Source organism: Streptomyces ossamyceticus (genome assembly GCF_001418475.1).
Lineage (GTDB): Bacteria > Actinomycetota > Actinomycetes > Streptomycetales > Streptomycetaceae > Streptomyces > Streptomyces ossamyceticus.
The window spans coordinates 1-12248 of record NZ_LIQX01000685.1 but is presented as its reverse complement, the minus strand read 5'-3'; the positions used below and the strand labels follow the sequence as shown (position 1 = coordinate 12248).

9 protein-coding genes are annotated in these 12248 nt (G+C 71.9%); 1 reads left to right on the top strand and 8 read right to left on the bottom strand.

Annotated features, from left to right (window positions below; all coding sequences use genetic code 11):
- Together AOK15_RS36565 and AOK15_RS36560 are read right to left on the bottom strand one after the other, a co-directional pair.
- A partial coding sequence (locus tag AOK15_RS36565; protein WP_167738897.1) for a beta-ketoacyl [acyl carrier protein] synthase domain-containing protein occupies positions 1–536 on the bottom strand: 536 nt, incomplete at its 3' end.
- Between the two features lie 128 nt (positions 537–664).
- Positions 665–1195, bottom strand: coding sequence for a DUF1579 domain-containing protein (locus tag AOK15_RS36560; protein WP_240508764.1), 531 nt, complete (start codon positions 1193–1195; stop codon positions 665–667).
- Between the two features lie 216 nt (positions 1196–1411).
- Here AOK15_RS36560 and AOK15_RS36555 point away from each other — a divergent pair, with 216 nt between their 5' ends.
- Positions 1412–2626 (top strand): cytochrome P450, encoded by a 1215-nt coding sequence (locus AOK15_RS36555; RefSeq protein WP_055522845.1) that lies wholly within the window; start codon positions 1412–1414, stop codon positions 2624–2626.
- A 124-nt stretch (positions 2627–2750) separates the two neighbouring features.
- Here the strand turns inward: AOK15_RS36555 and AOK15_RS36550 are convergent, their stop codons facing one another.
- The 6 genes from AOK15_RS36550 to AOK15_RS36525 form a co-directional block, all read right to left on the bottom strand.
- Entirely contained in the window at positions 2751–3965 is a 1215-nt protein-coding gene (locus tag AOK15_RS36550) for a cytochrome P450 (RefSeq protein WP_055522843.1), read from the bottom strand.
- A 51-nt stretch (positions 3966–4016) separates the two neighbouring features.
- Entirely contained in the window at positions 4017–5009 is a 993-nt protein-coding gene (locus AOK15_RS36545; protein ID WP_055522841.1) for a 3-oxoacyl-ACP synthase III family protein, read from the bottom strand.
- Positions 5006–6373 carry a crotonyl-CoA carboxylase/reductase gene (gene ccrA / locus AOK15_RS36540; RefSeq protein WP_055522839.1) on the bottom strand — a complete coding sequence of 456 codons (1368 nt, stop codon included), beginning with the start codon at positions 6371–6373 and terminating at the stop codon, positions 5006–5008. The genes AOK15_RS36545 and ccrA overlap by 4 nt, the downstream gene beginning before the upstream one ends.
- A 112-nt stretch (positions 6374–6485) precedes the next feature.
- Entirely contained in the window at positions 6486–6695 is a 210-nt protein-coding gene (locus tag AOK15_RS36535; protein ID WP_055522851.1) for a DUF5988 family protein, read from the bottom strand.
- 110 nt (positions 6696–6805) lie between these two features.
- Entirely contained in the window at positions 6806–9490 is a 2685-nt protein-coding gene (locus tag AOK15_RS36530) for a LuxR family transcriptional regulator (protein WP_240508763.1), read from the bottom strand.
- A gap of 325 nt (positions 9491–9815) precedes the next feature.
- Positions 9816–12248 (bottom strand): type I polyketide synthase (locus AOK15_RS36525; protein WP_240508762.1); only part of this gene is annotated, 2433 nt, incomplete at its 5' end.

The following is a 12248-nucleotide window of genomic DNA, read 5'->3' as shown; positions in this document are numbered from 1 at the left end:
GCCAGGTGGACGGCGACGAGGGAGGAGGACTGGCCGGTGTCGACGGTCAGGCTGGGACCGCGCAGGCCCAGCGTGTAGGAGACGCGGTTGGCGAGGAGGGAACGCTGCACCCCGGTGAAGGTGTGCGGGGTGACGGCGCCGGGGCCGTGCCGTTGCACGAGGCGGGCGTAGTCGTCGGCGAGGGCGCCGACGAACACCCCGGTGCGGGTGCCGTCGAGCCCGGCGGGGACGGTACCGGCGTGTTCCAGCGCCTCCCAGCCGAGTTCGAGCAGCAGGCGCTGCTGCGGGTCCATGGCGGCGGCCTCGCGGGGGGAGATCCCGAAGAAGCCCGCGTCGAACCCGTCGACCGTGTCGAGGAATCCGCCGCGCGGGGTGAGCCCCGCTACGTCGGGGACGACGGAGCGGCGCCCTGCGGGCACCTCCGTGACGGCGTCGCCGCCGCGGGCGAGCAGGGCCGCGAACTGTGCCGGGTTGCCGGCTCCGGGCAGTCGGCACGCCATGCCGACCACGGCGATCGCCTCGGACGGAGCCGTCATCCGCTTCCCTCCCTGTGGTTCGGAACGTTCGGGGACGGCGCACGCCGTGGGCCGCTCGCATCCGCCGGGGCGGACCCGGTGGGGTCGGATCCGCCGGCATTCGGATCCGGTCGGTCGGATCCGGTGGGTCAGATCCGGTGGAAGTGGAGGATGTCGCCGGGCACGAGGTCGTCGCCGACGACGACGAAGCCGTGCTTGACCAGATGGTCGGAGTCGACGATCTCGAAGTCCTCCACGAAGCCGTGGCGGGCGCCGAAGACCGCGCTGTCGCCCGTGAGCTTGAAGTGCCCGTCGACCCAGCCGGGGCCGGTGAACCTGCCGTGGTGGCCCCAGTCGTCGTAGTAGAAGCTGACGAAGCGGTTGTCGACGTCGCTCCAGCCGATGAGCCAGGTGGCGACGAGGCCGGGCACCGGGACACGCTGGGTCAGCTCGTAGAAGCGGCCGTCGGCCAGGGGGCGGGTGGAGCAGGTCGCCTCGCCCGTGGTGACCGTCTCGGTGGTGAGGTTCGTGTATTCGATGCGGAAATCCCCGAGCAGGAAATCCAGTTGCCGCATTTCCACCGCGACATCGGGACGACCGGGAAAGGCGACCTCTCCGCTCTCGGCGGGAACGGAATCCCGCAATGCGTCGTCCGAGGACTGAATGGGCTGCGCGCTCATGGTCAACTCCGGAAACTCGGGACACCGTTGATACCGATGGGAAGTTATGGACTCGGCATTGCCGCGCACAAGCCCGTACTGATCTCTTAGGGGGGTCGCGGTACGTGATCGGGGGCGGACCGCACCGGCTAGGGGTGTCCGGCATCGGCCGAGGTCATTAGGCTCCCGCAGACGGGACCGGTTCACCGTCCGGTTCCTTCCCGAAGGAGCGAGACGATGACCACCGATCAGCAGTCTCCGATGCCCGCCACACAGGACGACTTTCCGTCGCTCCTGGCCTGGCTGACGAAGAGCCGACAGGAGAGCCCGGTTGTTCCCGACGCGTTTCCCGGACTCTGGAATGTTTTCCGGTACGCCGATGTCTCGCGGGTGCTGTCCGACACGGCGACCTATTCCAGTGACATGTCGGCGGTGATTCCGTCGCATCCGGACACCGGCTGGATCGCGAAGGGGAACGTCGTCGGAATGGACCCGCCGATGCACGGCAGGCTGCGTTCACTCGTCAGCAGGGCGTTCACCCCCCGGCTGGTGGCCGGTCTGGAGCCGCGCATCACCGAGCTGGCCTCCGCGCTGCTGGACGAGGTCGGCGACCGGAGCCGGTTCGATCTGGTGGAGGCGGTCACGCATCCGCTGCCGGTGTTCGTGATCGCCGAACTGCTCGGTATCCCGCTCGCGGACCGGCCGCTGTTCGAGAAGTGGGGGCTCGCGTTCATCTCGGCCAACGGCGGTGGTGAGAGCGCGCTGCCGAGCGAGGAGAACATCGCCTCGTTCGTGCGGACGGCCACCGAGATGCGGGCCTACATGCTGGAGCAGATCGCGATGCGCCGTGCGGCGCCCGGCGACGATCTGATCAGCCAGCTCGTCACGGCCAGGACCGAGGACGGTCAGCTGGAGGACGACGAGATCGTCGGCTTCGTCGGGACGCTGCTGCTGGCCGGTCACATCACGACGACGGCGGTGCTCGGCAGCACGGTCCTGTGCCTGGACGAGAACCCGGAAGCCCTCGCCGAGGTGCGCCGGGACCGGTCGCTGGTGCCGGCGGCGGTCGAGGAAGCGGTGCGGTTGCGCCCGGCCTTCTCCCGGCTGGTGCGGATGACCACACGGGAGTCGGAGGTGGGCGGGGTGACGATCCCCGCCGGCCAGGTGCTGACGCTGTGGACGGTGGCGGCCAACCGGGACCCGGAGCGGTTCGACGACCCCGACGCCTTCGACCTCCACCGCGACCAGGGCCGCCACCTCGGCTTCGGCCAGGGCATCCACTTCTGCATGGGCGCCCCGCTGGCCCGCCTGGAGGGCCGGATCGTCCTGAACCTGCTGCTCGACCGTTTCTCCGAGCTGTCCGTGGCGAAGGAAGACGACGCGGTCGCCTACCACCACCCGAAGAACGTGGTCGGCCCCCGCCGTCTGCTGGTCGACGTGACACGGGCCTGACCGTCGGCGGCCCGGTGGCCGGCGTCGACGGACGCCGGCCCCGCACGGCACCTGACGCACGACGACGTGGCCGCCGGCTCCCGTGAGGGGGCCGGCGGCCACGTCGTGCCGTCCCGGCGGACCGTCACCAGGTGACGGGCAGCCTCGGGATGTCGGGGTGCCAGCTCGGCACGGCGTAGGCCTCGTCGAGCGTCGTGGCGAGCCGCAGCCCCGGCAGCCGCCTGAACAGGGCCTCGTACGCGACCTCCAGGCCGACCCGGGTCAGATTGGCGCCGAGGCAGTGGTGGATGCCGGAGCCGAACGCCAGGTGTCCGCGGACCTCGCGGCGCACGTCGAACCGGTGGGGGTCGGGGTACTCGGCGGGATCACGGTTTGCGCCGCCGCCCGCGACGACGACACCCTCGCCCTCGCGGATCAGCCGCCCGCCCACCTCGACATCCGTCAGGGCCACACGGGGCATCAGATCCAGCGGGCTGACCATCCGTATCGTCTCGTCGACGGCGGACGGCAGGACCGCGGGGTCCTCCCTCAGGATCGCCAGTTGGTCGGGGTGGTCGAGGAGCAGCGCGACCCCGACGGTCAGCATGCTCTGGACGGGCTGCTGACCGGCCGTGAAGATCACGAAGCAGAGGTTGGCGAGTTCCGCCCTGGTGAGCGATCCGGTGGTGACGTGCTGGTCGATCACCCGGCTGATCGGGTCGTCGCCCGGGTTCTCGGCCTTGGTGTCGACGAACCGGGTGAAGTACTCCTGAAGCGCGAGGATCGCCTTGGCGGCCGCGGCGGCGGCCTGCTCGGGGTCCTGGGGCACGCCGCCGCTCCCCGAGTACGAACTGGCCAGCCAGGCCTGCATGTCCGCGTACTCCATGCCGAGCGCCCAGCAGGTGATGCTCGCCGAGAACGGCTGGGCGAACTGCCCCACGAGGTCGGCGGTGCCGTCCCCGGCGACCATGGCGTCGATCAGCTCGTCGGCCTTGCTCCGCATACGGGAGCGCAGGTCCTCGGCCCGGCGCAGGGTGAACTCCCGTACGAGCGCCCTGCGGTGCACGGTGTGCAGCGGTGGGTCGATCGTGTTGAGCAGCGGGAACGCCCGGAACCCCTCGAACGCGGCGGCGTAGAGGGGGTATCCGGGGTTGGTGATGTCGGAGCTGAAGCGTTCGTCGCCGAGGACGGCGCGGGCCTGGTCGTGACGGGTGATCAGCCAGGCGCGCCGCCCGTTGTAGAGCCGCCCCGGTGTGGGGGCGCCGTCGGCGCGGAAGGTGTCGTACCGCTCGGGCGGCGCGTAGGGGCACTCTCGGATCAGGGGCAGGTCGACGTCGTCGGGGGCAGGGGCTTGGGTCACTGCATGCTTTCCTTCTGTGAGGGGGTCCGGGTACGACGGGGACGCGGTCCTTCAGGCCGACCAGCGCAGCAGGCAGAGCCCGGCCGCCATGCCCGCGCCGAAGCCGGCGAGCAGCAGCAGTTCGCCGTCGCCCAGCAGATGTGCGCGGGCCGCCTCGTCCAGGGCGACGGGCACCGAGGCGGCGCCCATGTTCCCGTACTTCACGAGCGGGGTGTGGGTGCGGGCGCCGGTGAGTCCGCAGCGTTCGACGAGTTCACCGAGGAGGACACCGTTGGCCTGGTGCGGCACGAAGTGCGCCACCTCGTCGAGGGTGGTGCCGGTGCGCTCCAGCAGGGGCCCGATCATCGGGGGGACGTTCGCCATGACGAAGTCGGCGACACCCCGGCCGATCATGCGCAGGTGGTGCCCGCCGTTCGCGACGGTCTCGGCGGAGGCGGGCACGCGGCTGCCTCCGCCCTCGATCCAGATCAGCTCGTGGGCGTCGCCCCGTCCGGCGAGTTCGACGTCGAGGATGCCGTACGGCTCGGGCACGGCGCCCACCACGGCGGCGCCGGCGGCGTCACCGAGGAGGACGGCGGTGCCGCGGTCGCCGTAGTCGAGGAACCGTGAGTAGAGGTCGGCGCCGATGACCAGGGCGAGGGAGCCGGGACGCTGGGCGACGAGGGCGCGGGCCACGTCGAGGGCGTAGACGAAGCCGGCGCAGGCGATGTTGATGTCGAAGGCGGCGGCACGGTGGGCGCCGAGCGCGTTCTGCACCAGGGACGAGGTGGGAGGCAGGGGGGCGTCGCCGGTGGAGGTGGCGACGATGAGGTGGTCGATGCGGTCCGCGGTGACGCCCGCGTCGTCGAGGGCGGCGACGGCGGCGTGCCGGGCGAGGTCGGAGGTGGCCTCGTCGGGGGCGGCGTAGCGGCGGCCGGTGATGAGGGTGCGGCGACCGATCCACTCGGCGGTGATGCCGGGGACGCGGCGGGCGATCTCCTCGTTGGTGATCTCCTCCTTGGGGAGGTAGGAACCGGTGCCGAGGATGCCGATGGAGGTGGTCATCGGGTCACCGCCAGGGCGCCGGGCACGTCGGCGGCGAAGGGGCGCAGCGGGTTGAGGCGGTCCTCGCCGATCCGGGCCCGGAGTTCGGGGTCGGTGACGCCGAGGCCGGGTTCGGGGGCGAGGCACAGGACACCGACCTTGCCGATGTGGTCGTTGCGCTGCACGAGCCGGGTGGCCTCGCCGACCTCGTCCAGGGGGAACAGGGACGACATCACCGGCATGACGCGCCCCTGACCGAACAGCCGTGCGCACTCCCACTGTTCGTGGAGGTTGGCCACATGGCTGCCGATGACCCGTTTGAGTTTCATCCACAGGTAGCGGTTGTCGTAGCGGTGCCGGTAGCCGGTGCTGGAGCCGCAGGTGACGACGGTGCCGCCGCGCCGCACCACGAACAGGGACATCCCGAACGTGGCCTGTCCGACGTGTTCGAAGACGATGTGGGGGTCCTCGCCGGTCTCGCGGCGGATGACCGCGCCGAGGCGTTTGCCGTCGGCGATGGCCTGCTCGAAGTCGTCGCCCTCGGACTCGCCGATGCCGATCTCCGAGCGGTCGATGACGATGTCGCAGCCGAGGGCCCGCAGCGCCTCGGCCTTGCGGGGCGAGCCGACGACTCCGACGGGGATGCCGCCGCCGTTCTTGACGAACTGCACGGCGTACGCGCCGACTCCGCCCGTGGCGCCCCAGATCAGCACCACGTCACCCTGTTTCATGCGGGCGCCGCGGTCCGAGACCAGCATCCGGTAGGAGGTGCCGGCGCAGGCGGGCACACAGGCGGCCTCCTCCCAGGTGAGGTGGGCGGGTTTGGGGATGAGCTGTCCGGCGCGGGCCAGGCAGTAGTGGGCGAGTCCGCCGAAGTTGGTCTCGTAGCCCCAGGCGAGCTGGTGCTCGCCGAGCATGCCGTCGGCCTGGGTGACGGCCTCCTGCTCGTCGACGCAGGCCGCGTTGACGAGGACGTGGTCCCCGACGCGCCAGCGCCGGACGGCGGAGCCGACCCGCACGATCACACCGGCCGCGTCCGAGCCGAGGACGTGGTACGGCTGGTCGTGGCGGGCGGCCCAGCCGCCCTGCCGTCCGTAGCCGGCGAGGAACCGGAAGGTCGGCAGGGGCTCGAAGGTGGCGGACCAGACGGTGTTGTAGTTGATCGAGCTGGCCATGACGGCGATGAGCACCTCGTCGGGCGCCGGCTCCGGCATCGGGACGGGGCCGACCCGGAGGGTCTTGCGCACGTCCTTGTCGGCGACGTCCCGGAAGGCGTCCACGTCCTCGATGCGGAGGTGCGCGGCGGTGAACTTCGTCGGCAGAGCCGCACGTTCCACTTCCTCGGGGCCCTCCCCCGCGAGCACCGCGTCAGTCACAGAACCCATGTCGGCCCTTCCTCGTACGGCTGCCGGTGTCGTCGACGCTAGGTGAGGCTCCGCCCCCTAACGCCACCCCTCACATTCCGCGGCGCCCCCTGTCCGGGTGTGCCGGGGCCGCTCACTCGGCGATCGCGGTCCGAGTGGTCCAGCGGAAGACGGCGACCTCCTCCCCGTCGATCGTGGTGAATTCGCCCCGGTGGACGAAGTGCTCGTATCCGGCGCCGAAGCGGTGCTTGATCTTCTCCGTCAGCGAGGTGGCGAACTGCAGCCTTTCCTCGTCGGGGAAATACACCGGTGCGTCGGACAGCAATACCCTGTATGTGGCCATGGCGAAAACCTCCGGCATCTCATGGATTGACGGTGTGCTTCCGTCTGAGGGAAACCTGGCAGCGGCGGGCTCGTCCGGACAACCCCTACCGGCCCCCGGAAATTCGCGATTCAGGCCGTTTCCGGCAGCGCCAGCTCGATATGGAGCGGCAGTTCCTGACGGGAGGTGATGTCGAGTTTCTTGTAGACACGTGTGAGGTGCTGCTCGACGGTGCTGACCGTGATGAAGAGTTCGGTCGAGATCTCCCGGTTCGTCATGCCCCGGGCGGCGAGGACCGCCACGCGCCGCTCCGAGTCGCTGAGTTTCGCCGCGGGGTCCGGGACCCTGACGGGGCCGCGCGGGGACCGCAGGACGGGCCGTCCGTCGACGAGTCCGAGGACGGCGATCCGCTCCCGCAGCGGGCTCGCGCCGCACTCGTCGGCGAGTTGCTGTGCCTTGCGCAGGGTCAGGTCGGCGCGGGCCGACTGGTCGAGGTCCTGGTACGCCTCCGCGAGGTCCACCAGGGCGCGGGCCAGCTCCCAGGAGTTGCCCGACGCCTGGAGGTGCTCGGCGGCCCGGGTGAGCAGTCCCGGCCGCTCGGACGCCTCGGCGAGCTGGGCGCACACCCGCAGCCACAGCCCGGCGTTGAGGCTGGTGTCGTCGCCGGCGAGGGCCTCGTGGGCGTACAGGAGCTGTTCGGCCTCGTCGGCGTTGCCGAGCGCGAGCCATGCCTCGGCCGCGTCGATCCGCCAGCCCGGCTGGGCCCGCATGGACAGGTCGCAGCGTTCGGTGTGGCGGCCGACGGCCAGGAAGTCCGACAGCGCGAGATGGGGCCGGCCCACGGCCATCAGGAACTGGCCGCGCGCCCTGAGGTAGTCCAGCCCGTGGACGCTGCGGTAGAAGCCGTCGGGCACGGGCCGGTCGAGCAGCCGGACGGCCTCCTCGTACTGGCCGGACGCGGTGCACGCGGCGATCAGGGAGGCGAGGACGCCGCCGCACAGCCAGTGGCTGGGCGCGTCCCCGCCGAGGTCGACGACCTCCCGGGCGTACGTCTCCGCCTCGTGCACCCTGCCGAGGGCGAGGGCGCTCTCGGCGCGCAGGGCCGTGAAGAGCTGCCGCCAGCCCTCGACGCCGCGCTCGGCGGCCTCGCCCGCGAAGTGCTCGCACCAGGCGTCCGCGAGGTCGGGCCGGCCGATGGTCGTCAGGTGTCGCAGTTCGGGCACGATCAGCGCGAGGGTCGTGTCCCCGAGGGTCCAGGCGCCGAGGTGCTCCTCGATCTCGTGGACGGCGCGGGCCCGGACGTGGTGACGGTTGACGCAGACGCTGAACCTGACCCCGTCGGCCTGGATCCGGCCGCCGACGTCGTGTGCCTCGCCGCAGGCGGTCTGCTCGGACGACATCCGCAGTGACCAGGCGTCGGGTACGCCGGGGGTGAGGCAGAAGAACCAGGGCCAGCCCTCGTTGAAGTGGTCCGGCCGGGGGCCCGTCACCCCGGCGTCGGCGGCGGCCACGGTGCGGAGCATCGCGCCGCCCTCCTCCAGCCGGCCGCACCCGATCATCAGCAGGGCGGTCAGCACCGCCTGCGCGGCGCAGTGGTCCGTGCCGTGCGGGCATACCGGCCACTCGGGCTTCTCCAGGTACCGCTGGTCGTCCCGCCACGGTTCGGTCCGCAACAGCACCACATGGCGTTTCAGGGCGATGCGGGCGCGTTCCCAGCAGTCGGTCGCCGCGTCGTGGGCGAGGTCGACGCACGCGATCGCGAAGTCGGCGTCGTCGTCCGCCAGGGCCTCGTCGGCGGCGCGCTGGAGGGTGGCCATCTGCCAGGACTCGGTGATGTGGCCGTTCGCGAGCAGATGGCGGGCCGTCGCTCGTGCGCCCGCACCGCACCGGCGCACGTGTTCGGCGGCCCGCAGCAGGACGTCGGCCCGCCGGCCGGGTTCCGCGTGCTCCAGGACCTCGGTCTCGATCTCCGGGTGCCGTAGCCGGAAGCCGTCGACCAGCCCTGCCTCGCGCAGCAGGTTCATGCCGCGCACGATCTCCGGCCAGTCCAGGGGCAGTACGGCGGTCAGGCCGGTGGGGTCGGAGAAGTCGCGCAGCGCGGCCATCCCCAGGGCCACGGACATGGCGAGCGGACCGCTGAGTCGTACGCAGTCCAGGGCGGCCTGGGCGTACAGGCCGCGGGGGCAGGGCCAGGGCGCTCCGGGGCCGGAGCGGGCCCGCATGGCGAGTTCCTCGGCCAGGGCGCGGACGAGGAGGGGGTTGCCGCCGCTGAGGGCGTGGAGTGCCTCGCGGTCGGTGTCGCCCAGCGGGCCGCCGTGCAGGGTCTCGCACAGGTGGGCGGCCTGGTCCCGGTCGAGTGGGCTCAGCCTGAGGCGGTGGAGGTTGGGCTGGCGCAGCAGATGGCGGTGCAGGTCGCCCTGGCAGCCGCCGAACGGCAGGAGGGTGAGGACCACCATGACGGGGCTGTTGCGCAGTCGGCGCCGGGTGGCGGCGAGCAGCCGGCGCCAGGTCGGTTCCTCGCGGTCCTGCGGTTTGTCGAGGCAGATGATGACGGGGGCGCGCTCGGCGAGCGTCGATATGAGGTCGTCTAAGGCGGGGAGTTCCGTGCCGTCGCGCGTTCCCGTCGAGGCGGTGGGACGGTCCGTTCCCGGCGCGGTGCTGGATTCGAGTTCAGCGGTCGTGAGGACGGTGGCGCCGGTCTCCGCGGCATGGTGCGCGAAGCCTTCCATGAGGTCGGTTTTCCCACAGCCGGCGCCTCCTTCCAGGACCACGGTGAGGGCGGTGCCGCGTTCGCACTCGGCGAGGAGGGACTTCATGAGTCGCAGTTTGTCGTCTCGGCCAGAAAACAACATGTACTTAACCCCAATCACACCCCACCGTGTTCTGCGAGTTCTGTGGGATCGACCCAGAACTCGCAGAACGCGCCGGACGGTCCGTAGTACTGACCGATGCGTTCGGAGCCCCCGCAGAACATCGCACCGGTAAATGATGAGCCGTTCCCCAGGTTCGCCGCCCCGACCGAGCAGTCGAGCCCGACTCGGCACCCAACATAGCCAAGGCACAGCGACCATGGAAGTGAGCATTCCGGATACGCTCCGGATGCGACATGTAAAGATTCTCAGAGTTCAGTCGGAACGATGATTACGCGTCAGTTCCCGTTTCGCTTTCCCGTTCCACGGAAAGGGATCTGGCCATTTCCACCAGTGCCTGCGCGTCCATGGCGCGGATGTCGTCGCCCCGGTCGGGTTCCGCCGTCACGGCCCCGCCGGACGGGCCTGTCCGCCCGGTCGCGAGGGCGAGCAGCGGGTCCAGCAGACCGTTCTCCCGCAGGCGCGCCAAGGGCACGGACATCAGGAGGCTGCGGATCTCCGCCTCCCGGGCACCGCCGTCGGCGGCGGTGGCCGACCCGGTTGCGGCGGGGCCGAACCGCTCCGACACATGGGCGGCGAGCGCGTCCAGGCGTGGATGGTCGAAGACCAGGGTGGCCGGAAGTCGTAGTCCGGTGGCGGCGTTGAGCCGGTTGCGCAGTTCGACGGCGGTGAGGGAGTCGAATCCCATCTCGCGGAAGGACCGCTCTGTGTCCACCAGCCCCGCGTCGGCGTGCCCGAGCACGGCGGCGACCTCGCCGCGCACCAGTTGGAGGAGGGTGCTTCTGCGGCGTTCCTCGGGCATGGCCACCAGTCGACTGCGGAGCACCGCGCCCGGTTCGTGCGTCTCCCCGGCCGCCCGGCGTCGTGTGCGGGCGCCGGCCGGGCCGAGGAGGGTCTGGAAGAACGGGGGGAGCGGTTCGCGCGCGTTCCGGTTCCGCAGGGCGGCGCCGTCCACCGGGGCGGCCACGACGACGGGGCCCCGGGTCCTGCCGAGCAGCACCTCGTCGAACAGGGCGAGTGCCTCGTCGGTGGTCAGGGCCCGGAAGCCGCTGGAGCGCAGCCGCCGGTGGTCGGTGGCGTCGAGATGGGCGGTGAGCGCGCTGGCCTGCTCCCACAGGCCCCAGCCGATGGAGACGGCGGGCAGTCCCTGTGCGGCGCGCCGGTGCGCCAGGGCGTCGAGGAAGGCGTTGGCGGCGGCGTAGTTGGCCTGGCCGGGTGATCCGACCGTGGCGGCGGCCGAGGAGAACAGCAGCAACTGCCGCACTTCGGGGTGGAGTTCGGTGAGCCGGTGCAGGTTCCAGGCGCCGTGCGTCTTGGGCCGGAGCACGCGCTCGACGCGTTCCTCGGTCAGGGAGCCGAGGGCGCCGTCGTCGGTGGTTCCCGCGCAGTGCACGATGCCGCCGAGCCGTGTCCCTCGGCGTACGAGGAGTTCATGGAGCATGGTCGCCGTGCCGGGGTCCCCGATGTCGCCGGCCACGACCTCGACGTCCGCTCCCCGCGCGGCCAGGTCGGCGCGCAGCGTCCGCGCCCCGTCCGGCTCGGGGCCGCCGCGGGACAGCAGGAGCAGCCGCCGCGCCGCGTGGTGGGTGACGAGCCGCCGGGCGACAAGGGCGCCGAGGGTGCCGGTGCCGCCGGTGACCAGTACGGTCTCGTCCGCCGCGAACCCGGCGGACGGCAGTGTGAGGACGGCCTTGCCGACGAGGTTCGCCCGGGCCAGCGCCCGGAACGCGCCGGGGGCCCGGTGCATGTCCCACGCGGTCGCCGGGGGCGGGGTGAGCGTGCCGTCGGCGAAGAGTGCGCCCAGCTCCCGCAGGATCTCCTGGATGCGCTCCGGTCCTGCTTCGGCCAGGTCGAAGGGCCGGTACCCGACGCCGGGGAAGGCGGCGGCGACGGTCTTCGGGTCCCGCAGGTCGGTCTTGCCCATCTCGACGAACCGTCCACCGTGCGGCAGCAGTTCGAGGGAGGCGTCGGTGAACTCGCCGGCGAGACAGTTGAGGACGACGTCCATGCCGTGGCCGTCGGTGGCGGCGAGGAACGTGTCGCGGAAGCCGAGGGTGCGGGAGTCCGCGATGTGCGCGGCGTCGAGGCCGGCCGCGCGCAGCGCGTCCCACTTGGGCCGGGAGGCGGTCGCGTACACCTCGGCCCCCAGGTGGCGGGCGAGTTGGACGGCGGCGGTCCCCACTCCGCCGGCGCCGGCGTGGATCAGGACGCGCCGGCCGGCACTCAGCCCGCCGAGGTCGACCAGGCCGTAGTACGCGGTCAGGAAGGCGACCGTGGCCGAGGCGCCGTCGGTGTCGGTCCATCCGTCGGGCACCGGGGCGAGGAGGCGGGCGTCGGCGACGGACAGCGGCGCGAAGGCGGTGTCGAGGGTGCCCATCACCCGGTCGCCGGGCGCGTACGCGGTGACATGGGGGCCGACCTCGGTGACCACGCCGCACCCCTCGCTGCCGAGCCTGGCCCGGTCCGGATACATGCCGAGCGCGATGAGGGTGTCGCGGAAGTTCAGCCCCGCCGCCCGGACGGCCACCCGTACCTGCCCCGCGGCGAGTTCGGCGGTGCCCTCCTCGTCGGGCACGAGGGCGAGGTTCCCGAAGGATCCGGGTTCGGTGATGTCGAGCCGCCACTGCGTGTGCCCGGCCGGTGGCTGGTACGGGCCACCGACGACCGGGACGTGCTGCGGCCACCGGCCGGGCACACGCAGTGG

What these genes read in the sequence shown, in the direction of transcription:
- AOK15_RS36530 (WP_240508763.1), bottom strand. Translation starts at nt 9,490, where the DNA reads ATGAAGTCCCTCCTCGCCGAGTGCGAACGCGGCACCGCCCTCACCGTG.
- AOK15_RS36535 (WP_055522851.1), bottom strand. Translation starts at nt 6,695, where the DNA reads ATGGCCACATACAGGGTATTGCTGTCCGACGCACCGGTGTATTTCCCC.
- ccrA (WP_055522839.1), bottom strand. Translation starts at nt 6,373, where the DNA reads ATGGGTTCTGTGACTGACGCGGTGCTCGCGGGGGAGGGCCCCGAGGAA.
- AOK15_RS36545 (WP_055522841.1), bottom strand. Translation starts at nt 5,009, where the DNA reads ATGACCACCTCCATCGGCATCCTCGGCACCGGTTCCTACCTCCCCAAG.
- AOK15_RS36560 (WP_240508764.1), bottom strand. Translation starts at nt 1,195, where the DNA reads ATGAGCGCGCAGCCCATTCAGTCCTCGGACGACGCATTGCGGGATTCC.
- AOK15_RS36555 (WP_055522845.1), top strand. Translation starts at nt 1,412, where the DNA reads ATGACCACCGATCAGCAGTCTCCGATGCCCGCCACACAGGACGACTTT.